The organism is Bacillus sp. EE-W1 (assembly GCF_009760835.1).
Lineage (GTDB): Bacteria > Bacillota > Bacilli > Bacillales > Bacillaceae_G > Bacillus_A > Bacillus_A wiedmannii.
Window position 1 is genome coordinate 1 of record NZ_WIPE01000034.1, and the last position, 23,905, is coordinate 23,905.

27 protein-coding genes and 4 riboswitches are annotated in these 23,905 nt (G+C 35.8%); of the genes, 24 read left to right on the plus strand and 3 right to left on the minus strand.

Going from position 1 to position 23,905, the window contains the following annotated elements; all coding sequences use genetic code 11:
- The first annotated feature begins 158 nt into the window (after window positions 1–158).
- Together GFJ36_RS03150 and GFJ36_RS03155 are read left to right on the plus strand one after the other, a co-directional pair.
- Complete coding sequence (locus GFJ36_RS03150; RefSeq protein WP_087985846.1) at window positions 159–578, plus strand: CBS domain-containing protein; 420 nt, start codon at window positions 159–161, stop codon at window positions 576–578.
- A 294-nt stretch (window positions 579–872) separates the two neighbouring features.
- Window positions 873–2,024, plus strand: coding sequence for a DUF3965 domain-containing protein (locus GFJ36_RS03155; protein WP_088061960.1), 1,152 nt, complete (start codon window positions 873–875; stop codon window positions 2,022–2,024).
- Between the two features lie 228 nt (window positions 2,025–2,252).
- Here GFJ36_RS03155 and GFJ36_RS03160 read toward each other — a convergent pair whose 3' ends face one another.
- A complete protein-coding gene (locus GFJ36_RS03160) occupies window positions 2,253–2,591 on the minus strand; it encodes a hypothetical protein (RefSeq protein WP_088061961.1) in 339 nt (112 codons plus the stop codon).
- 5 nt (window positions 2,592–2,596) lie between these two features.
- Window positions 2,597–3,757: an SH3 domain-containing protein gene (locus tag GFJ36_RS03165; RefSeq protein WP_097890217.1), complete on the minus strand. Its 1,161-nt coding sequence runs from the start codon at window positions 3,755–3,757 to the stop codon at window positions 2,597–2,599.
- A gap of 269 nt (window positions 3,758–4,026) precedes the next feature.
- Window positions 4,027–4,138, plus strand: a riboswitch (TPP riboswitch).
- Between the two features lie 60 nt (window positions 4,139–4,198).
- Window positions 4,199–4,301, plus strand: a riboswitch (TPP riboswitch).
- Window positions 4,302–4,383: 82 nt separating this feature from the next.
- On the opposite strand from GFJ36_RS03165, the gene tenA reads away from it, so the two are divergent.
- The 18 genes from tenA to kdpDN all read left to right on the plus strand — a co-directional run bounded on the left by tenA (window position 4,384) and on the right by kdpDN (window position 19,351).
- Window positions 4,384–5,079 (plus strand): thiaminase II, encoded by a 696-nt coding sequence (tenA, locus tag GFJ36_RS03170; RefSeq protein ID WP_000666832.1) that lies wholly within the window; start codon window positions 4,384–4,386, stop codon window positions 5,077–5,079.
- Complete coding sequence (locus GFJ36_RS03175) at window positions 5,048–5,797, plus strand: ABC transporter ATP-binding protein (RefSeq protein ID WP_088608403.1); 750 nt, start codon at window positions 5,048–5,050, stop codon at window positions 5,795–5,797. Before tenA ends, GFJ36_RS03175 begins: the two co-directional genes overlap by 32 nt.
- A complete protein-coding gene (locus GFJ36_RS03180; protein WP_097890218.1) occupies window positions 5,797–6,549 on the plus strand; it encodes an ABC transporter permease in 753 nt (250 codons plus the stop codon). Before GFJ36_RS03175 ends, GFJ36_RS03180 begins: the two co-directional genes overlap by 1 nt.
- The gene (locus tag GFJ36_RS03185) at window positions 6,546–7,547 is read left to right on the plus strand and encodes an ABC transporter substrate-binding protein (RefSeq protein WP_088608404.1); all 1,002 of its coding nucleotides are present in this window, start codon (window positions 6,546–6,548) and stop codon (window positions 7,545–7,547) included. The genes GFJ36_RS03180 and GFJ36_RS03185 overlap by 4 nt, the downstream gene beginning before the upstream one ends.
- Window positions 7,548–7,557: 10 nt before the next feature.
- A complete protein-coding gene (gene tenI, locus GFJ36_RS03190) occupies window positions 7,558–8,178 on the plus strand; it encodes a thiazole tautomerase TenI (protein WP_157349454.1) in 621 nt (206 codons plus the stop codon).
- Complete coding sequence (gene thiO, locus GFJ36_RS03195) at window positions 8,171–9,280, plus strand: glycine oxidase ThiO (protein ID WP_097890216.1); 1,110 nt, start codon at window positions 8,171–8,173, stop codon at window positions 9,278–9,280. The genes tenI and thiO overlap by 8 nt, the downstream gene beginning before the upstream one ends.
- A gap of 15 nt (window positions 9,281–9,295) precedes the next feature.
- Window positions 9,296–9,499, plus strand: a complete 204-nt coding sequence (thiS, locus tag GFJ36_RS03200; RefSeq protein WP_001049513.1) for a sulfur carrier protein ThiS — start codon at window positions 9,296–9,298, stop codon at window positions 9,497–9,499.
- A 2-nt stretch (window positions 9,500–9,501) separates the two neighbouring features.
- Window positions 9,502–10,272 (plus strand): thiazole synthase, encoded by a 771-nt coding sequence (gene thiG, locus GFJ36_RS03205; RefSeq protein ID WP_097890215.1) that lies wholly within the window; start codon window positions 9,502–9,504, stop codon window positions 10,270–10,272.
- Entirely contained in the window at window positions 10,265–11,284 is a 1,020-nt protein-coding gene (thiF, locus tag GFJ36_RS03210) for a thiazole biosynthesis adenylyltransferase ThiF (RefSeq protein ID WP_087985837.1), read from the plus strand. The genes thiG and thiF overlap by 8 nt, the downstream gene beginning before the upstream one ends.
- A 6-nt stretch (window positions 11,285–11,290) precedes the next feature.
- Window positions 11,291–12,112: a bifunctional hydroxymethylpyrimidine kinase/phosphomethylpyrimidine kinase gene (gene thiD / locus GFJ36_RS03215; protein WP_002006945.1), complete on the plus strand. Its 822-nt coding sequence runs from the start codon at window positions 11,291–11,293 to the stop codon at window positions 12,110–12,112.
- Between the two features lie 85 nt (window positions 12,113–12,197).
- Window positions 12,198–12,345, plus strand: a riboswitch (cyclic di-AMP (ydaO/yuaA leader).
- A gap of 93 nt (window positions 12,346–12,438) precedes the next feature.
- Window positions 12,439–12,825, plus strand: a complete 387-nt coding sequence (locus tag GFJ36_RS03220; RefSeq protein WP_000424084.1) for a hypothetical protein — start codon at window positions 12,439–12,441, stop codon at window positions 12,823–12,825.
- 14 nt (window positions 12,826–12,839) lie between these two features.
- Window positions 12,840–13,070, plus strand: a complete 231-nt coding sequence (locus GFJ36_RS03225) for a hypothetical protein (protein ID WP_000866315.1) — start codon at window positions 12,840–12,842, stop codon at window positions 13,068–13,070.
- Between the two features lie 259 nt (window positions 13,071–13,329).
- Window positions 13,330–13,475, plus strand: a riboswitch (cyclic di-AMP (ydaO/yuaA leader).
- A gap of 94 nt (window positions 13,476–13,569) precedes the next feature.
- A complete protein-coding gene (locus tag GFJ36_RS03230) occupies window positions 13,570–13,674 on the plus strand; it encodes a SipW-dependent-type signal peptide-containing protein (protein ID WP_000887892.1) in 105 nt (34 codons plus the stop codon).
- Window positions 13,671–13,751: a K(+)-transporting ATPase subunit F gene (gene kdpF, locus GFJ36_RS03235; RefSeq protein WP_000214976.1), complete on the plus strand. Its 81-nt coding sequence runs from the start codon at window positions 13,671–13,673 to the stop codon at window positions 13,749–13,751. Before GFJ36_RS03230 ends, kdpF begins: the two co-directional genes overlap by 4 nt.
- 19 nt (window positions 13,752–13,770) lie before the next feature.
- Complete coding sequence (gene kdpA, locus GFJ36_RS03240; protein WP_087985836.1) at window positions 13,771–15,438, plus strand: potassium-transporting ATPase subunit KdpA; 1,668 nt, start codon at window positions 13,771–13,773, stop codon at window positions 15,436–15,438.
- Between the two features lie 13 nt (window positions 15,439–15,451).
- Entirely contained in the window at window positions 15,452–17,542 is a 2,091-nt protein-coding gene (gene kdpB, locus GFJ36_RS03245; RefSeq protein ID WP_137036139.1) for a potassium-transporting ATPase subunit KdpB, read from the plus strand.
- A gap of 16 nt (window positions 17,543–17,558) precedes the next feature.
- A complete protein-coding gene (gene kdpC / locus GFJ36_RS03250) occupies window positions 17,559–18,140 on the plus strand; it encodes a K(+)-transporting ATPase subunit C (RefSeq protein WP_087985834.1) in 582 nt (193 codons plus the stop codon).
- A gap of 56 nt (window positions 18,141–18,196) precedes the next feature.
- Window positions 18,197–19,351, plus strand: a complete 1,155-nt coding sequence (gene kdpDN, locus GFJ36_RS03255; RefSeq protein ID WP_087985833.1) for a KdpD-like non-kinase potassium sensor — start codon at window positions 18,197–18,199, stop codon at window positions 19,349–19,351.
- A 22-nt stretch (window positions 19,352–19,373) separates the two neighbouring features.
- Here the strand turns inward: kdpDN and GFJ36_RS03260 are convergent, their stop codons facing one another.
- Window positions 19,374–20,555 carry an MFS transporter gene (locus GFJ36_RS03260; protein ID WP_097890214.1) on the minus strand — a complete coding sequence of 394 codons (1,182 nt, stop codon included), beginning with the start codon at window positions 20,553–20,555 and terminating at the stop codon, window positions 19,374–19,376.
- A gap of 140 nt (window positions 20,556–20,695) precedes the next feature.
- Between GFJ36_RS03260 and GFJ36_RS03265 the strand changes: the two genes are divergently transcribed.
- The 4 genes from GFJ36_RS03265 to GFJ36_RS03280 all read left to right on the plus strand — a co-directional run bounded on the left by GFJ36_RS03265 (window position 20,696) and on the right by GFJ36_RS03280 (window position 23,898).
- The gene (locus GFJ36_RS03265) at window positions 20,696–21,157 is read left to right on the plus strand and encodes a MarR family transcriptional regulator (RefSeq protein ID WP_087985831.1); all 462 of its coding nucleotides are present in this window, start codon (window positions 20,696–20,698) and stop codon (window positions 21,155–21,157) included.
- Window positions 21,158–21,285: 128 nt separating this feature from the next.
- Window positions 21,286–22,140 (plus strand): patatin-like phospholipase family protein, encoded by an 855-nt coding sequence (locus tag GFJ36_RS03270; RefSeq protein ID WP_087985830.1) that lies wholly within the window; start codon window positions 21,286–21,288, stop codon window positions 22,138–22,140.
- A gap of 201 nt (window positions 22,141–22,341) precedes the next feature.
- Window positions 22,342–22,737 (plus strand): hypothetical protein, encoded by a 396-nt coding sequence (locus GFJ36_RS03275; RefSeq protein ID WP_137012262.1) that lies wholly within the window; start codon window positions 22,342–22,344, stop codon window positions 22,735–22,737.
- Between the two features lie 87 nt (window positions 22,738–22,824).
- The gene (locus GFJ36_RS03280) at window positions 22,825–23,898 is read left to right on the plus strand and encodes an ABC transporter permease (RefSeq protein WP_087985828.1); all 1,074 of its coding nucleotides are present in this window, start codon (window positions 22,825–22,827) and stop codon (window positions 23,896–23,898) included.
- The last annotated feature ends 7 nt before the right edge of the window (window positions 23,899–23,905 follow it).

Below are 23,905 nucleotides of genomic sequence, written 5' to 3' on the forward strand. Positions count from 1 at the left end.
AACACGGGTTCGAATCCCGTACGGGTCATAAAAAAAAGAGTCAGCATATTGCTGACTCTTTTTTATTTTGTGGAATCCTCCTTTATCAACTGATTTTCCTGAAATAAATAAAGGGATTTAGGAAAAGCTATGGTATGTATAAAAAGGAGGAGACAAAAATGACACGAGTGAGAGACTTTATGAGTACTGATGTTGTACATTGTACACCGCTAGACAATGTATATGAGGCTGCTGTAAAGATGAAAGAAGAATCGATTGGATTGATTCCGGTTGTTGAAAATGAGCAAGTTGTTGGTCTTGTTACGGATCGAGATTTAGTTGTTCGAGGGATTGCTGAGAAACATCCTGGATCTAATAAAATTACAAATGTAATGACAACAAACATTGTTTCAGTTTCTCCAGATGAACCTATTGAAAAGGCTACAGAGTTAATGGCACAGTATCAAATTAGACGATTGCCAGTAGTTGAGAGTGGTCAACTCGTTGGGATGTTAGCACTAGGAGATTTAGCTATAAAAGAATCGGCAGATGATCAAGCGGGATTTGCTTTAAGTGAAATATCAGAGCATACGGAATGAAGTGAGACTTTAATTAGTGGAATAAGTTACGTATAAAAATCAGATACATTATTCTAGTATATATGGTTAAGCTAATATGTTAGCATGATGTATCTGAGCCATTATATAATAAGTATACAGTTAGTAATTTCAACAGTTTATTTAAATTTGTCATTCCTAATTTTAAATAAGAGAAAAAATGATATACTGATAGATATAAGTATTATGATAGATTTCGAATATAACAATATTTATTGTTAATGATGTAATAATGGATTAATATTTCCTATGTAGACAAAAGGGAAGGGGAATTATATGAGGGCTATACAGCGCGATCCAAATTGGAATTTGGTTACAGATACATATATAGAACCAAATAATTTCGCTGAATTATTTTCTTTACTTGTACCTTGTCATCCGAAAGGTGAAGGGAAAGAAAGAACTATATTAGTGTGGAAAGAAAAAGAATTTTATAAAGAAGAAAATTTAGCGGCATTTATCGTATATGGAATGGATAAAGCAAAAAATTTACCACAGTTTCATAAAGATGAAATTCCAACTTTATTACGTATTCTTCGTTTATGCCAAGAGATTGGCTGGTATGAAGAAGCAAATACTTTTATGGTAACTCAAGGCCTAGCTGAGTTTGTTCACACTTCATTGGAATATGAAACGTGGGATCTTTTGACACAAGCGGTTGCTTTAAACTATTTAATTATTAAATATCGTATTGGTGAATTAACTGATGAGGATGTAGCAATTTGGGATAGAGTTAAATTTAATGAGAAATGTATAACGGACTGTAAACATTTATTATCCCATAAAGAAGTATTAGAATTTACATTCTTTTATATGTGTAAGAGAGCTAAATCTCTATCAAAAGAGCAATTAAATAGTGATATGATGAGTCTAGCAATGTATTGTAATACTTTTGTATATGACTTATATACACATGACTTATTACGAAAATATCGTAAGTGTACAGACTTCCTATCATACTATGGACCTAGTCAAGCGGTGTTAGCTTGTCAAAGAGCTGTACTTTCTCAAATTTCAGATCGATTAGACCCACTCAAGACTACTCATGTAGATGATTATTTATATGTAATGAAAGATATGATGGAGCACATGACGATAGGAATAATGGATCGATATGATCATTTCATCGGAAAACTATTATCATATGTGCCATTTTTCGAAATGATTCAAGTTCCACAACATGCGTATTATTGTGAAGAATTATTGTATATTTGTAAGGGCATTGAATATAAAGAAGAAATATTACGCAATTATATATTTATACAATTACATGATTGTTTACCATCATTCTTTAAACTATTTCTTAAAAATAAGCGTTATGCAACAATTCATGATATTCTGTTCTATTGGTGTGATGATGAACAAAGAATGAGCTTAGAGAAAAAATATAATCTTAGCTTTATTTATGAAAAATATGCTTGCGGATAAAGAGCATTTTCTATATAAATTAAAAAGGATCTCAAGTTTATGTGAGATCCTTTTTTTATTAGTAAAGCAAGGAGAACGCAATTAAGACGAGAAATAACATTCCATAAAGGAGAAATTGTGCCGTATTACTTCCTTGTATACCAAAAAAAGTATTTATTTTTGTGTATAAATTCAATATATATTTTATCGGATTATCTTTGAAAGATCGGTACACAGTGTCTCCTCTTTCTAAGCTTCTTGTTCGTGTTTTTTGGTATTAGGGACATGAATGTATCTAGCTATGAATAATAAAACAGCCATAAAGAATACAGGAAATACGGTAGATAAATAAAAACCATTACTAATAATATTTGTTATTAGGGCACTTAATAGAAAGATGGCATTATATATATGAGCAATTTTTTGTTTTAGTTGTACTTGAAAGGATTCCATCATAATTTCTAAAGTAACAAAAGCAATGATAATAGATAAAAATACAGTGTTTGTATTGTAAATGATTAAACAACAGATTAAACCTAAAAAGGCGAAGTATTCAATTAAGAGAGGTATATTGATATTGCGTTGCATACAATTTACCTAACTAAATATGGCAGTGGGTTTACTGCATTTGTTTTTTCAAAATTCCATTCTCCATTGTGTAATTCAAAATGAAGATGTTGCCCGTATGAATGACCTGTGTTTCCCATATGACCTACTAATTGTCCAGCTTGTACTTGATCACCAGCTTGTACAGTGCGATCTTTCATGTGTGCATAGACTGTTGTATATAATTTCCCGTTTATTTGATGGGCGATGAACACAACATTGCCATAGCTAGCTGAATAATATGATTTCACAACTTTACCTGCAGCTGCCGCCTGGATTGAGACATTACCTTGAGCCGCAATATCTATACCATAATGCATTTGTTCCCAACGTATATCAAAGGTTGAGCTAATTCTTCCTTGAGTAGGGAATTTGAAAACTGCTGGAATGGAAGTAGGTTGAGCCGTTTGAGCTTGTGATTGCATTTGATTTTGCACCACATAATGTTTTGCCACGTATCCGTATCCTGTGCCAAAACGAATTTTATACCAAGTTCCTACAGTTTCCACTACTTGTATATGTGTACCATTTTGTAATGAACCAAGTAGTGCACCACTTGTACTAGCGTTGCCACGTACATTAAGTTTAGGTGTTGCAACTGTGTATTTCGTATTAGTTTGAACTGTGATGCCTTTTACTAAAGGCTGTGAACCATTAGATACGAATGCTTTTTGTACGTAACCTGTTTTGCCATTATGTAAAATTTTATACCACTCGCCTTGTTCTTCTTGAATGGTAACGAATTTCCCATTTGGTAATACATCTAAAATTGAAGATTCTAAATTAGGTTCAGAACGAACGTTTAATGCATTGGCATTAACGATGTATTGATTATTAGATTGAAGTTTGTTTTTTAGTAGAATAGCATCTTTTTGTACGTAACCTACTTTATTATTAACAGATACTTTATACCAGCCATTAGTTGTTTCAAGTATGTTTACCTTCGTATTAAAGCGAATTGTATCAATTGATGAGCTATTTGCGTTATCTTTTGTATGTAAGGCTACTTGATCGACTTTGACATATCCAGTTTTCACATTAGATAATTGTTCAGCGTTGGCTGTTTGTACATTTGTTTCTCCCATAGAAGGAAGTAAAGAGGCAATTGCGACAGTAGTTGCTGTTAAAGCAGTAGCTTTCATATTCATATAATAGAGACCTCCTCTAGTTGTATAGTTGTAATTTTATTATAGTATAAAGATATAATATAGTGGGTGTATTCACATAAATGTAATATGAAATCAATATAAAAATAAATTTTTTGAGGATAATGATTCCTTTTTATCCAATTAATTAGGATAATAATTTCTAAGATAGAATATAAGTATTATATAGTTTTGTTATTTTGTTGACAATTGGGAAAATTAAAACAGTTGATGATGTCTTATTACGATGTTATACTGACAGTGTTAATTTCATAGTTTGCTAGGAGAGCTGGTGTTGCCAGCTGAGAGTAGGCCGTAAGCCTTTGATCCTTTTCATTACCTGATCTAGATTATGCTAGCGTAGGGAAGCAATTCGGACACTAATAATGAGTCCCCGTTTCTTTGCGTATAGAAACGGGGCTTTTTTGTTTGAAAATTTCATATTGAAACCACTAGGGGTGCTTGTTGTGCTGAGAGAGGAATAATCCTTAACCCTTACAGACCTGATCTAGGTAATACTAGCGAAGGGAAGTGGAACAACGAATAAATTATAATTTTATTTGCTGTAACCACTTCTTATTTAGAAGTGGTTTTTTATTTAGATATATAAATTGAAAGGGGATAGAGAAATGAAATTTTGCGATAGATTATTAGAAACTGTACAACCAGTTTGGGAGATGAGTCATAATCACCCGTTTGTAGTAGGTATGGGAGATGGCACGTTAGAAAAAGATAAGTTTCAGTATTATATTATTCAAGATTATTTATATTTGTTAGATTATGCAAAGCTATATGCGATTGGTGTTGTAAAAGCAACGAATCCACAAGTAATGGGGAAATTTGCTGAACAAATTGATGGCATATTAAATGGAGAAATGACGATCCATAAACAATATGCAAAAAGACTTGGTATTTCTATAGAGGAGATAGAATCTGCAAAACCATCTGCTAAAAATTTAGCCTATACAAATTACATGATGTCTGTATCTCAAAATGGCACACTTGCGGAATTAATAGCAGCACTTCTTCCATGTATGTGGAGTTACTGGGAAATTGGAAAGCGTTTAAACGATATTCCTGGAGCAAGAGATCATGAGTTCTTTGGTGAGTGGATTCAAGGATATAGTTCAGAAGAATACGGTAGCCTTTGTATTTGGTTAATAGATTTATTAAATGAAATGGCAGTTGGAAAGTCTGACAAAGAGTTAGATCGATTAGAGGAGATATTTCTATATTCCAGTCGATTTGAATATTTATTCTGGGATATGTCCTATCGTAAGGAGATGTGGGGATTTGAGGAGCAAGAACATACTACAGTTTCATAATGTTTCTTTTCATTATGATGAGAAAACAATCATCAATGAATTAAATGCTTCTATACAAGATAAAGAGTTTGTAAGTATTATCGGACCGAGTGGATGCGGGAAAAGTACTTTATTTCGCCTTATTACAGGTTTAGAAGAGGTGAGTACTGGACAGATAGAGCTGACAGAAACAAAGAGCCATCCTGTAGGCTATATGCCCCAAAAAGATATGCTCCTGCCATGGAGAACGATTATTGAGAATGCTGCCCTGCCGCTAGAGTGCCAAGGTGTACAGAAGAAAGAAGCGCAAATAAAGGCAAAGGAACTGTTACATAAATTTGGTTTACAAGGGTATGAGACAAAATATCCGAAAGATTTATCTGGTGGTATGAGGCAACGCGTATCTTTCATTCGAACTTTATTAACAGGCGGGGAGATATTGTTGTTAGATGAACCGTTTAGCGCGTTGGACGCTTTAACGAAGGCATCTTTGCAAGAATGGCTGTTTGAACAATGGAAAGAGTGGGAAAAAACAATTTTATTTATCACTCATGATGTGGAAGAAGCGTTGTTTCTTTCTAATCGAATTTTAGTAGTAGAACAGCAACCGATAACTACTTTAACCGAGAGGGTTGTACCACTTGATTGTAATCGAACAAGAAAAGATTTATATAAGCCTGAAGTGTTAGCGCTTAAAGATGAGCTTCTTAGTATGTTACAAAGGCAGGTACTCGTATGATGAACCGGTTGAAGGAGCTATTACCTGCCCTTACACTTACTAGTATTTTACTTGCCTTTTGGGAAGTAGGCGCAAGAATCGTAGACGAAATGTACATTTTACCGTCACCGTCTGCAATTGTGATGAAGATATGGAAACTAAAAGATATATTATTTACGGTTCATTTGCCGGCAACCTTATCCGTCGTTTTAATAGGGGTGGCTATTTCTATCGTACTTGGGGTAGGGCTAGCGATGTTAATGAATGCGAGTAATTGGATGGAGAGAGCATTTTATCCACTATTAGTTGCCTCACAAACGATTCCGATTACAGCGCTTGCTCCGCTCTTCGTTTTATGGTTTGGATATACGATTTGGAGTAAGGTTGTTGTTACTGTTTTAATTACGTTTTTCCCAATTGCGGTCAATACGTATGATGGACTACGCAGTACGAAAAAAGAATGGGAGGAGCTATTAGTTACGTATGGGGCAACGAAAAAAGATGTTTTTCTTAAATTAAAATTGCCGTCTGCTCTTCCTTATTTTTTCTCAGCTTTAAAAATTGCAGTTCCGCTTAGTGTAATTGGGGCAGCAATTGGTGAATGGCTCGGTGCACAAGCTGGGCTAGGGTATTTCAGTAAAAGAATGATGACGCAGTTAGACGGCGCAGGTGTATTTGCACCCATTGTATTGTTATCATTATTAGCTATTTTCTTCGTCATACTTATTTCGATTTTAGAAAAGAAATTTATTAGTTGGAGGAAGCATGCATGAAATTTTTAAAACGCATCTTTGTGTTGACATTATTAGTTGCAATGATTACTGGATGTTCTAGTAATTCAGCGTCAGATAAGGGGAAAAAGGAAAAAGAAATAACGGTCATGCTTGATTGGTACCCAAATGCGGTACATAGCTTTATTTATGCAGCAATTGAAAAAGGCTATTTTAAAGAAGAAGGAGTAAAGGTGAATATAAAATTCCCTTCTAATCCGACTGATCCATTAACTTTAGCAGCTGCAGGAAAAGTAACGGTTGGCTTATATTATCAGCCAGATGTTGTCATGGCAAAAGCAAATGAACAAATTCCAGTGAAATCAATTGGAGCTGTCGTACGTTCACCATTAAATCATGTTGTATCGCTGAAATCAGCAGGCATTCAATCGCCAAAAGATTTAGAGGGGAAAACAGTTGGCTATTCTGGAACACCTTTAAGTGAGATGTATTTAAAAACGATGGTAAAAGAAGCTGGTGGTAATCCAGATACAGTGAAAGTAGTCGATGTTGGCTTTGATTTAGTACCGGCATTAATTACGAAAAAAGTGGATGCGGTAACAGGGGCATACATTAACCATGAAGTACCTGTTATGCGTCATGAAGGTCATGAACCAGCGTACTTTAACCCAGCAGATTACGGTGTACCGAATTACCATGAGCTTGTATTTGTAACAGGTGATAAAACGTTGAAAAAAGATAAAGAAGCGTTACAAGCCTTCTTACGTGGTACGAAAAAAGGCTATGATTTCATGAAGAAAAATCCAGATGAAGCATTAAATATTTTATTAAACCATCAAGAAAAAGAAAACTTCCCGCTTGTACCAGAAGTTGAAAAAGAGAGCATGAAAATTTTATTAGAGAAGATGGAAACGAAAGATGAGCCATTCTTATCGGATTCAAAAGAGTCATGGGAGAAACAAAATAAATGGCTGAAAGATAAAGGAATGACGAAAAAAATCGTTCCGGCCGATGAGTTATTCGAAAATATTTTAAAGTAGGCGAATGAATATGAAAAATGAGCTTCATGTAATCTCAAATGGTCACATGTCATTCGAAGAGTTAGTGAATGTAGCGATGCAAATTGAAAGTGAGGTTGACTATTTGCATATTCGTGAGCGTGAGAAAAGTACGAAGGATTTGTATGAAGGTGTGGAAAGTCTTTTGAAGAAAGGCTTTCCGGCATCAAAAATAGTGATAAATGATCGAATTGATATCGCTATTTTATTAAACATTCCACGCGTGCAGCTCGGATATCGAAGCGCAAATGTAAGGTCAGTGAAAGAAAAGTTTTCTTATTTGCATGTCGGCTATTCTGTACATTCTTTAGAAGAGGCGATCGATGCATTTAAGAATGGAGCGGATTCACTCGTCTATGGTCATGTATTTCCGACAGATTGTAAAAAAGGTGTACCAGCGAGAGGGCTTGAAGAGCTTTCAGACATTGCAAAGTGTTTATCCATACCGATTACAGCAATTGGAGGAATCACCACGGAAAACACTAGGGATGTTCTTGCTAACGGTGTCAGTGGTATTGCTGTTATGTCTGGGATTATAAGTAGTAGTAACCCGTATAGCAAAGCGAAATCTTATAAGGAATCAATAAGAAAGTGGGTGGAAAAACATGTGTAAGAAGTATGATGTAGCAATAATTGGCGGTGGTGTAATTGGTAGTTCAGTTGCACACTTTCTAGCAGAAAGAGGGCATAAAGTAGCGATTATAGAGAAGCAAAGAATCGCATCTGAAGCTTCGAAAGCAGCTGCTGGTTTACTCGGGGTTCAGGCAGAATGGGATGCATATGACCCGTTATTTGAACTTGCTAGAGAAAGCCGTGCTATATTTCCACAACTTGCAGCAGTTTTACGTGAAAAAACAGGCATCGATATTGGGTATGAAGAGAAAGGCATTTATCGCATTGCCCAAAATGAAGATGAGAAGGTAAGAATTCTTCACATTATGGATTGGCAGCAGAAAACAGGTGAAGATTCTTATTTTCTAACGGGAGACCTTTTACGAGAGAAAGAGCCGTTTCTATCGGAGTCAATTATAGGTGCTGTATATTATCCAAAAGACGGTCATGTTATTGCACCGGAGCTTACGAAAGCATTCGCACATTCCGCATCATTCTCGGGTGCTGATATATATGAACAGACAGAAGTGTTCGATATTCGTATTGAAAATAATAAAGTGACTGGGATTGTTACAAGCGAAGGTATTATCGCGTGCGAGAAGGTTGTGATTGCGGGTGGTTCATGGAGCACGAAGTTACTAGGTTATTTTCACCGCGAATGGGGTACATATCCAGTTAAAGGAGAAGTAGTAGCGGTAAGAAGTAGAAAACCACTTTTAAAGGCGCCTATTTTCCAAGAAAGATTTTACATTGCCCCAAAGCGTGGTGGACGTTACGTAATTGGAGCAACGATGAAGCCTCATACGTTTAATAAAACAGTGCAACCAGAAAGTATTACTTCTATATTAGAGCGTGCTTATACAATATTGCCAGCTTTAAAAGAAGCAGAGTGGGAAAGCACATGGGCAGGATTAAGGCCACAATCAAATCACGAAGCTCCTTATATGGGAGAGCATGAAGAAATAAAAGGTTTATATGCTTGTACTGGACATTATCGAAATGGCATTTTATTAAGCCCGGTTTCTGGTCAGTATATAGCTGATTTAATAGAAGGAAAGCAGGAGAATCATTTGCTAGATTCATTGCTTTCTAAACCGGTTTAGAAAGGGGATGGAAGTTTGAATTTAAAAATTAATGGTAATCAAATGAAAGTGCCAGAGAGTGTAAAAACAGTAGCTGAGCTACTTACACATTTAGAATTAGATAACAGAATTGTAGTAGTAGAGCGTAATAAAGATATTTTACAAAAAGATGATCATGCAGATACATCTGTTTTTGATGGAGACCAAATTGAGATTGTAACTTTCGTAGGAGGCGGTTGATTATGTTAAACATTGGACCATTTTCATTTCATTCTAGACTTTTATTAGGAACAGGAAAATTCCCTGATTTTGATGTACAGCAAAAGGCAATCGATGTATCTGAGGCTGAGGTTTTAACGTTCGCAGTACGTCGTATGGATATATTTGATGCAAAGCAGCCTAATTTATTAGAGAAACTTGATGTGAAAAAATATAAGTTATTACCGAATACAGCTGGAGCAAAAAATGCTGAAGAAGCTGTTCGTATTGCAAAATTAGCAAAAGCTTCGGGGCTTTGCGATATGATCAAAGTGGAAGTTATTGGTGATGATAGAACGTTATTACCTGATCCAGTAGAAACGTTAAAGGCATCTGAAATGTTACTAGAAGAAGGATTTATCGTTCTTCCGTATACATCTGATGATGTTGTATTAGCACGTAAATTACAGGAACTAGGTGTGCATGCAATTATGCCAGGAGCATCACCAATCGGTTCAGGACTTGGTATTGTAAATCCGTTAAATTTAAGTTTCATTATTGAACAAGCGACAGTGCCAGTTATCGTTGACGCTGGTATCGGTAGCCCGACTGATGCGGCATTTGCGATGGAATTAGGAGCGGATGGTGTGTTATTAAATACTGCTGTATCGGGAGCAAAAGATCCAATAAAAATGGCACAAGCAATGAAATTAAGTATTGAAGCAGGACGATTAGGATTTGAAGCAGGTCGTATTGCACGTAAACGTTGTGCAACAGCAAGCAGTCCTTTAGAAGGAATGAGCGTAGTTGAATAATCGATATTCTCGCCAAGAATTATTTTCTCCAATTGGAGAAGAGGGGCAACGAAAGATAAGAGAAAAGCATGTACTCATTATCGGTGCAGGTGCATTAGGTAGTGCAAATGCAGAGATGTTTGTAAGAGCAGGTGTTGGCACAGTAACGATTGTTGACCGAGATTATGTCGATTGGAGTAATTTACAAAGGCAACAATTGTACGCAGAGAGTGATGTGGAAAATAATCTTCCAAAGGCTGTAGCGGCCAAAAAACGTCTAGCAGAGATCAATCGTGAAGTAAGAGTAGAGGCTCTCGTTCAAGATGTAACAGCTGAGGAATTAGAAGAGCTTGTTACAAACGTAGATGTAATGATTGATGCAACTGATAATTTCGAAACACGTTTTATTGTGAATGATATAGCGCAAAAACATTCTATTCCATGGATTTACGGAGCATGTGTAGGGAGTTACGGCCTTTCTTACACAATTCTTCCTAGTAAAACGCCATGTTTATCTTGTTTATTACAATCGATTCCGCTGGGCGGGGCGACATGTGATACAGCGGGCATTATATCACCTGCTGTATCTCTCGTCGTTTCTCATCAAGTAACGGAAGCTCTTAAATTGTTAGTGGAAGATTATGAATCACTTCGAGATGGACTTGTGTCGTTTGATGTGTGGAAGAATGAATATTCATGTATGAATGTGCAAAAGCTTCGTAAGCATAATTGTCCTTCGTGCGGAGAGAATGCGATATACCCGTATTTAAATAAAGAAAATACATCGAAAACAGCAGTTTTATGCGGGAGAAATACAGTTCAAATTAGACCACCTCATAAAGAAGAAATGGATTTTGAACGATACAAAGAGCTACTGAATGATCGTGTGCATGATTTAAATGTAAATCCATATTTATTATCATTTTCTGTGGAAGAAAAGAGATTAGTTGCTTTTAAAGATGGTCGTGTACTTGTACATGGAACGAAAGATATAAGCGAAGCAAAAACAATTTATCATCGCTATTTTGGATAGAAAAGGATGAGTGGGATGAAAGTAAATAAAGCTTTAACAATTGCAGGATCTGATAGTGGCGGCGGTGCCGGCATTCAAGCAGATTTAAAAACATTCCAAGAGCTTGGTGTGTATGGGATGACGGCTATTACGGCAATTACTGCTCAAAACACGCTTGGCGTTCAAGGGGTATATCCAGTTTCGTTAGAAGGTATTACGGAACAGTTGAATTCAATTGGTACGGATTTAACACCAGATGCTGTGAAACTAGGAATGTTATTTAGCAGTGAAATTATTCAAATTGTAGCAGAACATATTAATAAATTTGGCTGGAATAATATTGTACTAGATCCTGTTATGATTGCTAAGGGCGGTGCATCATTATTACAACAAGAAGCAGTACAAGCATTAAAAGAATATTTATTACCAGTAGCAACTGTTGTAACACCGAATGTTCCTGAAGCAGAAGTGTTAACTGGAATGGAGATTCATAATATTGAAGATAGTAAGGAAGCTGCGAAAGTACTGCATGAATTGGGTGCAAAATATGTGCTTATGAAGGGCGGACATGCAGAGTATCAAGGTAATGAAGTAGTTGATTTACTCTTTAATGGTGAGCAGTTTATCGAATTTAAAAGTGAAAGAATTCCTTCAAAGCAAACGCATGGAAGCGGGTGTACATTTGCTTCAGCGGTTACAGCAGGGCTTGCTAAAGGATACTCAATTGAAGAGGCAGTTCAAGAAGCAAAACAATTTATTAGTATAGCAATTGAAGAGCCGCTGCATATTGGAAGTGGTCATGGACCGACGAATCATTTTGCATATAAAGTGAATAAAACGCGTGTATAAGTAAGTGGAAAGTCAGTTTTGTAACTGGCTTTTTTTCTGTTTACTTTTTCCAAATACAGGAGTAATATATCAGCCAGAATATATTTTTTGTAATACGCTGAGTCCAATTATATGGAGCGGAGGAACCAATTTGTGCAGTGTCACTAGGGGTGAATCTTTCAGTTTTGAAAGTAGGGCTACTCTCAAAGTCCGAATCCGACAGCTAACTTCGTAAGCGTCTTGAGAGAGGACGGTGCCATGATGGATACATCACTTCATCGATCTGATTAGTATAGGGGAATATCAATCTATGTTTGAGTTCTTTTATGCTAAGGAGGATGAGGTATATGGAATTAACACTTATTTGTGTTGGGGAAGAAAGCAAGGTAAATAGTTTAAGAGATTTAGTAGCATTTCAACATGAGTTAATTATTTTTACAGCAAATGAAGAGATAGCTGCTGAAGTTAGGAATTGTGGGTTTGATTGGACTTATAGCTGTAGTAAGGCACAAGATTTTACTAGTATTTGTGAGTGTATTAAGAAGGTGATTTTACTAGGGGATGAGCTTCCAATCATTAGTTTCTTCACAGAACACATTCGCTTTTCTTTTCAAGCACCTATTACTGTTGTTACAAAGAATAAACGATATCCAACGAGGCTCTATGAAACAATTGGAGCTACATTTGTCGTGTTTACGAATTGTGATAATATTTCTTTTTTATTTTTTGAATAGGGCGGGGGAAAAAGATGAAGGTGTTGTTACTAGGAGATATAGCGAATCGTTGGGCGGTATCAGTAGAGCGAGTTCAAGAATTGGTGGTGCTTGATCCCATTTTTCCAAGGCCCTATATCATATTGCCATCGAAAGACGCTTTATATTTAAAAACAGATGTTATCGAATATGAGCAGCTACATGCAGAATTGTCACAAGTTTATATTCGTGGGAGAAATTTGCGCGCGTTTTTGCGTGGAGAATAAATAGTGAAAAAAAAGAGCGAATGCTAAGTGCAACAAGCTATGCACTTCATGTCATTCGCTCTTTTTGTTTCGTATTTAAAAGATCATTTCTGTGAAAAAGAAAGAAAAGACGAGAAAACAGATGAAATAATATTAATAACACTCAATGTAAGCGTTTAAATAGATGGATATTTTCTTATTTTCATTAATTTGACTCTTTACAAGTTAAATATAGAGGAGTATATTTACTCTCATAAATCATTCATAAAATTTCCAAAAAAACCTAAAATCGCTGAGTTCCAGAAATGGAGCGGGGGAACCAATTTTGTGCATCGTCACTTGGGGTGAATCTTTCAGTTTTGAAAGTAGGGCTACTCTTTAGGCCCGAATCCGACAGCTAACCTCGTAAGCGTTTAGAGAGGAGGTTTACTTTGTGTTGTTCATTTCGAACACTAAGTAGAGCTTAGTGTTCTTTTTTTGATAATTTAATGTCAAATTTTTACAGAAAAGAGGGGTAGCTATGTTAGATGTTGTAATGATCGGGATTTTTGTTGTGTTAGTCGCATCGATGGTAAGTCTTGCAAGTTGGTCAGATAAAGTTGTGAAAGAAGGGAAGCAATCATGACGGTTGCCTTATCGGTTATTGTTGCAGCAATTACTGTGTACTTAGTGTATGCATTATTAAATCCAGAAAAGTTTTAATTAGGGGGAATCATTCATTATGATTTGGGTCGCAGTTGTTATTACCATGCTGTTGTTTATTCTTGTGGCAAAGCCAATGGGGATTTATTTAGAGAAAGCCTTTCAAGGTAGTAAAAAGTTAGATAAAGTATTCGGGCCTTTTGAAAAACTTATTTTTAAAATTACGGGTGTAAAAGAATACAATCAAACGTGGAAACAGTACGCATTGTCATTAGTTTTATTAAATGGATTTATGATTGTTGTCGTATATTTCATTTTCAGACTACAAGGAGTATTGCCATTAAATCCAGCGCATATTGAAGGGATGGAGCCTACGCTTGCTTTTAATACAGCAATTAGTTTTATGGCTGATACAAACTTACAGCATTATAGCGGTGAAAATGGTTTATCTTATTTATCACAATTAATCGGAATTACATTTTTAATGTTTGCAGCACCAGCAACGACTTTAGCACTTGTAATGGCGTTTATAAGAGGGCTTGCTGGGAAGGAACTCGGTAACTTTTTCGTTGATTTTACGAGAGCTTTAACGAGAGTATTTCTTCCTACTGCGTTTGTTGCAGCGCTAATCTTTGTCGCACTTGGTGTACCACAAACGTTAGACGGGGCAGTTACAGCACAAACAATTGATGGGGCAAAGCAAAGTATATTACGTGGGCCTGTTGCATCATTCGTGTCCATTAAGGAACTCGGAAATAACGGCGGTGGATTTTTCGGAGCAAACTCTACACATCCTTTCGAAAATCCAGGGCAAATGAGTAATATTTTACAAATGATGCTTATGATGTTATTGCCAACAGCACTACCATTTATGTACGGACGAATGGTAGGAAATAAAAAACAAGGTCGTATCCTTTTCGTATCACTATTCATGGTGTTTTTACTAGGATTTATAACGATTACTACATCTGAATTACATGGGAATCCAGCGTTAAATGGAATGGGCATCGAACATGTACAAGGGAGTACAGAAGGAAAAGAAGTACGATTTGGAACAGTATTTTCTTCCCTATACGCAACAGTGACGACAGCTGCTGAAACAGGAGCCGTTAATACGATGCATGATACGTTAACACCAATTGGCGGGTTAGTACCACTCGTAAATATGATGTTAAACACAGTGTATGGCGGCGTTGGGGCAGGTTTTGTGAACATTATTATGTATGCGATTATCGCAGTCTTTATATCTGGATTGATGGTTGGACGGACACCAGAGTTTTTAGGTAAGAAAATTGAAGGTAAGGAAATGAAATTAATTGCGGTAACGATACTATTTCATCCACTGCTTATTTTAGGGTTTTCAGCATTAGCTCTTTCAACAAGTTTAGGAACGGATGCCATTTCTCATTCTGGTTTCCACGGTTTAACGCAAGTGGTATATGAGTATACATCGTCAGCTGCGAATAACGGATCTGGATTTGAAGGGTTAGCGGATAATACACCGTTTTGGAATATTACAACTGGCTTAGTTATGTTTTTAGGGCGCTATTTCAGTTTAATTACGATGCTAGCTGTTGCAGCTTCATTGAAAGAAAAGACGGTAGTACCAGAAACAGTCGGAACGTTCCGTACGGATAATAGTTTATTTGGCGGCATTTTCATCGGAACAATTGTAATTGTCGGTGCATTAACATTCTTCCCGATGTTAGTACTCGGCCCAATTGCAGAATTTCTTACATTGAAGTAATGGAGGGTAAATGATGAGACCGGTAGTAGTAAAAGAAAAGAGAGTAAATGATTCACAAATACATGCTGTAGAAGATGAAGTTAGACAAGCGAAAACGATGGATCGTGATATCGTGAAACATGCGATGAAACAATCCTTTGCGAAATTGAATCCGAAAGTCATGATAAAGAATCCGATTATGTTTGTTGTAGAAATTGGATTTATCATTACGTTCATTTTATCGTTTCTTCCAAGTCGTTCTAGTAGTGTACCAGGATGGTTTAATATAACAGTTTCTCTCATTCTATTATTTACAGTTTTATTTGCTAACTTTGCAGAAGCGTTAGCGGAAGGACGGGGGAAAGCTCAAGCCGATTCTTTAAAACAGTCGAAGAAAGATGTGTTTGCAAATGTTGTAAAAGAAAATGGAGACATTGTTCAAGTTTCAGCAACTGATCTGAGAAAAGATGACGTTGTTATTGTAAAACAAGGAGAAATGATTCCGAGTGATGGGGAAGTAATTAAAGGATTAGCGTCTGTTGATGAATCTGCGATTACAGGGGAATCAGCTCCTGTAATAAAAGAAGCGGGCGGCGATTTTTGTTCCGTAACAGGCGGGACGATGGTCGTAAGTGATGAGATTACAATTGTCATTACGAGTAATCCTGGTGAATCATTTATTGATAAAATGATTTCGTTAGTAGAAGGAGCTGCTCGTCAAAAAACGCCGAATGAGATTGCTTTAAATACAGTATTAACGAGTTTAACGCTTATTTTCTTAATCGTTGTTGTGACGTTGCCGATTTTTACAAACTATTTAGGGTTTCAAATTGATACAGCTGTACTTGTAGCGTTGTTAGTTTGTTTAATTCCAACGACAATTGGTGGTTTATTATCAGCAATTGGTATTGCCGGGATGGATCGCGTGACAAAGTTCAATGTGTTAGCGATGTCGGGTAAAGCAGTAGAAGCTGCGGGTGATATTAATACAATCATTTTAGATAAAACAGGTACGATTACTTTCGGGAACCGAATGGCTCATACATTGCTTCCTGTAGGAAATGAAACGATTGAGCAAGTAGGAAAATGGGCTGCGATTAGTTCAGTTTTAGATGAAACACCAGAAGGTCGATCGGTTATAGAATATGTAAAAATGAAATCTATATCATATAATCGAGAAATTGCAGAACAAGGTGAGTTTGTTCCGTTTAAAGCAGAAACGAGAATGAGTGGTGTCGATTTACAGGACGGAACGAAAGTGAGAAAAGGTGCTGTAGGTAGCGTAATTGAATGGGTTAGGTCACAAGGTGGAACGATTCCGAAAGATGTAAATCAAAAAGCAGATTCCATTTCCAAAGAGGGCGGGACACCACTTGTAGTTGCAGTGAATAATCGTATTTACGGTTTAATTTATTTAAAGGATACAGTAAAGCCAGGTATGCGTGAGCGTTTTGAGCAATTGCGTCAAATGGGGATTAAAACGGTTATGTGTACAGGTGATAACCCGTTAACAGCAGCAACGATTGCAAAAGAAGCAGGGGTAGATGAGTTTGTTGCTGAGTGTAAGCCAGAGGATAAAATTGCGGTTATTAAAGCAGAGCAAGATAAAGGGAAACTTGTAGCGATGACGGGTGATGGTACAAATGATGCGCCGGCATTAGCGCAGGCTGACGTTGGATTAGCGATGAATAGTGGTACGACAGCTGCGAAAGAAGCAGCGAATATGATTGATTTAGATTCGAACCCGACAAAAATTATTGAGGTTGTAGGGATTGGTAAGCAATTGTTAATGACGCGTGGTGCGTTAACGACGTTTAGTATTGCGAATGATATCGCAAAATATTTTGCAATCATTCCAGCAATGTTTACACTTGCGATTCCGCAAATGGAAGCATTAAACATTATGAAACTAACATCACCACTGTCAGCGATTTTATCAGCATTAATATTTAATGCAGTTATTATTCCATTACTCATTCCATTAGCGATGAAAGGTATCGCATATAAACCGATGAGTTCGAATGCACTACTTAGCCGAAACCTACTTATTTATGGACTTGGCGGGGTTATTGTACCGTTCATTGGAATTAAAGTAATTGATATAATTGTCGGCTTGTTCATATAAGGGAGAGGGGAAAAAGATGGCGAAGAAACAAAGTATACTATCACCGATTGTCCGTATTACTTTTACATTTTTAGTGTTGTGCGGCCTTGTATACCCGCTTATTGTAACTGGTATTGCACAAGCGGTAATGAAGGATAATGCGGATGGAAGTCTAATATATAATGATAAAAATGAAGTGATTGGTTCTAAATTAATCGGTCAAAATTTCACAGATCCACGTTATTTTCATGGGCGTGTTTCTAGTATTGAATATAAGGCAGAAGCATCTGGTTCAAATAACTATGCACCGTCTAATCCAGATTTAGAGAAACGAGTAGAGAAAAGTATTGAAGAGTGGAAGAAACAAAATCGGGCTGTTCCGGTAACAGAAGTGCCGATTGATCTAGTGACGAATTCAGGTTCAGGGCTAGATCCTGATATTAGTCCGCAGGCAGCTTCTGTGCAGGTGGATCGTATCTCTAAATTAACGAATATTCCGAAAGAAAAGCTAAATCAGTTGATTAAAAATCAAACAGAAGGTGCTGCACTTGGCTTATTTGGAGAGAACCGCGTAAACGTTTTAAAGTTAAATTTAGAATTGCAGAAACTACTGAAATAGTAACAGTGCTACCTCAATCTAACGGATTGAGGTAGTGTTGTTTCGAAAGAAAGGTTGTGAGTGTGTTGTATGCGGATGACTATAAACCAACGTTTCAAAGGCGAACACCAGAAGAATATTTAGAATATATTCGTCAGCAAAACCGCGGGAAGTTAAAGCTATACGTAGGAGCGGCTCCAGGAGTAGGGAAAAGTTATAAAATGCTACTTGATGCTAGAGAGATGAAAAAGGACGGTATGGATATTGTAATTGGTTTAATTGAAACGCATGGAAGAAAAGAGACAGAAGACGCAATTGCTGATTTAGAAAAGGTTCCTTTAAAAGAAATAGATTATAAAGAGAAAGTGTTTTATGAACTCGATGTAGAAGGAATTATAAAACGTGCACCCGGGGTAGTTGTTGTGGATGAACTTGCGCATAGTAATATTCCTGGATCTAAAAATAAGAAACGTTATATGGATGTACAGGAATTACTAGACGCTGGTATATCCGTATTATCAGCGTTTAATATTCAACATTTAGAAAGCGTACATGACATTGTAGCTCAAATTACAAATGTTAAAGTGCGAGAACGTATTCCAGATTTTATTTTACAAAAAGCAAATGAAATTCAGCTCGTTGATGCAACCCCAGAAGTATTAAGGAAGAGATTAATAGACGGGAAGATATATAAGGAAGAAAAAATAGAGCAAAGCTTACAAAATTTCTTCACGCTTAATAATTTAGGGGCACTAAGAGAATTATCACTTCGGGAAGTTGCCGATGATATGGACGAGAAAATTAGCCAAACTGTTATAGAACCGATTGGTGTGAAAGAAAAAATTCTCGTTTGTGTACAATACAGTTCAACAGCAGAGAAGTTAATACGAAGAGGTTGGCGTATGGCGGATCGGTTAAATGCTGAATTGTATGTATTAAATGTTGAAAGGGAAAATATAGAGTCCCTTTCAGCAGGGAAAAAGCAAACGATTGAAGAGTGGAAGTTGCTAACGAATCAATTTGATGCGAGTTTTGTTTTAGAAGAGGCAAAAGGAAGAAAGCCAGCGGATGTTATTATTGAAGTCGCGAAAAGGCTACAAGTAACGCAAATTTTACTCGGACAATCAGCAAGAACAAGATGGGAAGAAATTCGAAAAGGTTCAATTGTAAATGAAATTATGAGGCAAACGAAGTATATTGATATTCATATTGTTGCGGATCAAAGAGTTTAGAATAGAGACCATTTGTAGGTCTCTATTTTGCTTTTTGTGTGGCAGCGAAGCGTAGCAGTTTCATCGCATATAAGATTATGAGTAGAAACATAATTGCACCTATGAAGAAAATCCAAAAGTAATTTTGATTAAATAAAAGAAATCCACCTACAAGTGGTCCTGTTCCCATACCGAGATAGCGAATAAAGTTGTACATACCGATAGCAGTTGCGCGTTCTTGTACGAATTCTTCTGTTAATAAAGTAGTGTGAGTTGGCATAGAAAGTCCCATACTAAAACCATATAAAGATGTAACGATAATGATGAATGAGATATTGATGCTATATGTGAAAGAGAATAAAGTGACACATATAATATTGAAGAAACTAGTGATGAATAAAGCTTGCTTTGTTGTGAGGCGTTTTTGCAAAAGCTTGTAGCAATAACTTCCTAACATAATAGAAAGGGACATCGGTACAAATATAAGACCAATTTCACTTGCAGTTAAGTGAAATAAATTTGTTAAAATGCTCGGTAAAAAAATGAGGAAGCAAAAGTAAATACAAAATTGAATAAAGCCAATAAGAGTAATAGAAAATCCAGTTTGATTTTTTAAGATAAACCAGTAATTCTTTTTTGCTTGCGGTTGCTTAATTACAGTGGGGTTTGTTTCTGGAAGTAGTGAAATGTTTATAATTAATAAGAGAATGCCAAGTGTAGATAAAAACAAAAATACGTATAAATGGCCATTTATATTGCCGAGATAACCACCTATAAGAGGGCCAATTGCAGGTGCGAGAGCAAGTAACATTTGATACAGGCTCATCGCTTCTCCGCGTTCTTTTCCTTCAAATAAATCACCGATAATCGTTGCTGCAACTACAGGTATAGCCGCTATTCCTATTGCTTGAACAGCTCTAAAAAATAGAAATAAATAAACGTTCGCCGAAAAAGCACATCCGATTGAACCAATTGTACTAATGATTAAACTAGGGATAAGGATAGATTTTCTCCCTTTTGTATCAATTAAAGGTCCATATATGAGCTGCATAATTGCAAGAACGAATGTGAATAGTGAAACTGTTAAATTTACTAGATAAAGAGAAGTGTGAAAAGAAGCTTGAATCATAGGCAAGATAGGTGTGTAAATATTTTGAGCGAAGGAACCGAGTAAGGCACTCATACAGACAACGTATAAAATGAAATGTAGTTTGGATTTTTTCATTATGTTAACCTCCTTGTAATTTAGTTTCCTCGGAAACTAAATTCATTTTAACATGTTTTTCTCACTTGTAAATATGAAAAAAAAAATTTAAAATGGTATATAGTTAAATTGTTTCTTTGGAAACTTAGGGGGCGAACGGATTGGATTATGCAACGAAACAAATGGAAATACTTTCGGACATTCGTACACTTTTGCATAAAAAAGAAGAACATTTGAAAGGGCAAAACGAGAAGTTTCTTCGTGAGACAGGTATAAGTGGTATGTCTTTATCTGAACTACATGTGATCGAGTGTATCGGAAAAAATGCTCTGATGAATGTAACTGCTATTACGACAGAAATGGGAATGACGAAGGGTGCAATCTCTAAAATTTGTACAAAGTTGTTTCAAAAGCAATTCGTTGAGAAGATGCAAATGTTAGATAATCAAAAAGAAATTTTCTTTCGCTTAACGGAAAGCGGAAATGAAATATATAAAGCTCATGATAAATTGCATAAACAAGCTGAAGAAAAGTGGCTACTATTGTTAGATGGATATACGGAAGAAGAGCAAGATTTTATTCAAAGGTTTATAAAGGATGTCTCCAAACATTTTGAAATATAATTGGAAGAAAAAACTCCTTTATTTCAAGCCTTTTGAATATAATTTCTAAAAAAACTCATATATAATAGAGAAAGATACTTAACATGGTGAATAATTAAAGAGTCAATATATAAAGAGGAGAGAATAACATGCTTGAAAATACGGGGTTAGTATTAGAAGGCGGCGGTATGCGTGGTGTATATACGGGCGGGATATTAGAATACTTTATGGAACAAGATTTATATTTTCCATATGTAATTGGTGTATCAGCTGGTGCTTGTCATGCAGCGTCGTATCTTTCCAGACAAAGAAATAGAAATAAAACGGTCAATATTGATTATGCATCACACCCACAATATTTATCGTATAAAAATTTATGGAGAAAACGCCAATTGTTTGATATGGAGTTCATTTTTCATGAAATTCCAGAAAAACATGTCCCGTTTGATTTTGAAACATATTTTAATAGCCCAGAGCGTTTCCTTGTAGGAACAACAGATTGTGAAACAGGACAGTCTGTTTATTTTGAAAAAGAAGGAACGAATGATGATGCACTAAATTTATTACAAGCATCTAGTTCATTACCTTTCATTGCACCTGTAGTAAATTACCGTGGTAAGCAGTTATTAGATGGTGGGATTTCTGATCCAATTCCAGTTCGTAAAGCACAGGAAGATGGGTTTAAAAAATCAGTCGTTATTTTAACGAGAAATCATGGTTACGCGAAGAAAAAGTCAAAGTTTGGATGGGTGGCAGCGAAAGCATATAAAAAATATCCGAACCTTGTGAACACGATGTTGAATCGTTATGAAGTATATAATGAAACACTTCACTACATTGAAAAAGAAGAGCAAGCCGGGAATTTATTTGTTATTCGCCCAGAAGTGCCGCTTCAAGTAGATCGTATGGAAAAAGATACAGCAAAACTACAAAATCTATATGAGCAAGGCTATGAAGATGCAAAGAGACAGTTTGCAGATTTACAGTCGTTTTTACAAAAATAAGTATTAGACTGCGGGGAAGAGTTTCTCCGCAGTCTTTTTTGTATTGCTTGCTTATCCGTTATTTTTTAAAAATGTATGAATGTTTAAGTGTTTAAAGAGTTTGTAAAACATATGGGTGTCTTATTGAGGAGAATTTACTTGAAAGGTATTATGACGATGTAGCGCTACAAAAAAACTATTTAATTTACGAGGTGATTGTTAATGAAGGGAAAGTTTTTTTCGATTACGACTTTAGTATTATTAGCAACATCAATCTCAACAAGTGCATTTTATCCAACTTTAAGTGGCCACAAAAGCGGTAACTTACTATCTTACAGAGCTCAAACGACTACGAATCAAAACGCATCCCGCTGTTCAGTAGCGATTTCTTTTATTAATTCAAAAGGAAGTTATTCATATATTGAAAGTGCTTCGGATAAATTAGGATCACATGAATCGGGAAGAGCATTAAATGCCACTGTTAGTAATGGCGCATATAACGCCTTTGGTGCAAAGGGGCTGTATTCTGAGCATTATGCTAATGAGAATAATGACTATCAAGAAGATACACACAAAGGTACTTTTGATAGTAACGGTAACTTACGATTACAGTGGTAAAAAATATTAAATAGTTGTCTTTATAAATATTTGGATAAGGAGAAGGGGATGTGCATCATCTCCTTCTTATCTAAAAGGAGCAGAGACATGTATTTAGCTTTTAAAAATATAAAAAACAACAAACGGTTTTCAGTCATTCTTCTTATGTCATTTTTTATTTCGTTTCTTTCTATATCAGTAGCTGCGCTTTTAACAGAATCTAAACGAAATTTCATAACTGCTTTTCAAATCGGCTTTCCAGAAAAGAATCAAACATTAACTGTTCCGATAGCGAATACAACTGAATTGGAAGCGATAATTCCTGTCATACAAGATGTTTTTGTAAAAAGTGATATTTACGTAGAGCATTTAAAAGCATTAAATAGTTCAGGTGCAATAAAAATTGTAGCTGTGAATTTAAAAGATGATTATTATTGGAAGCCATATATTTCTGAAGGACAATATTTTTATCGTGAAAATGTAAACGATATGGTTGTTGGCGATCAAACGAATGTAGAGGACTTATATGAATTTGATGATACATATAAAAAAATAGGAACTATATCGAGAAAAGACAGTGACGTCGGTGTATCAGACATATACATCCCACTTCAAAATTTACCTACTATATCTAAAAAAGGTATTATCGCGAGTAAACAATTACAATTAACAGTTGTTAATCCTACATCATCTATTCATAACGAAATAAAAAAATTTATGGGTAGGAGTAAAGAAATGCTTTCGGGAGATGTTCAAATACTGAATGAACGAGATCTTCAGGAACTACATGTGACACATATAGATCCAGCAAATAAGTATTATTATAAATTTATTCTTGTTGCAATTGTTTCTGGCATTTCTGCGGTTTTATTTTGGATTTATAAAAAAGAAAGAGAGATTTCATTAAAAAAAGCAGTAGGTGCTTCTAATATATCTATTTACTGCGAACTATATATTCAAATTTTGTTTATTTCTCTAGTAGCGATGTTCTCAGTTTTTTTTACGCTAGAAGTATTTTCGGGAACAATTCATACGTATTTTCAGACATACTTATTAAAACCGTTAACACTATATGTATTGATATATAATGTTGTTTTTATAATTTTTCTTACAATATTTGTTACTGTAATTCCAATCAAGCACATCATAAATATATATCCTTCAAAACATTTAAGAACGTAGGTGGTCG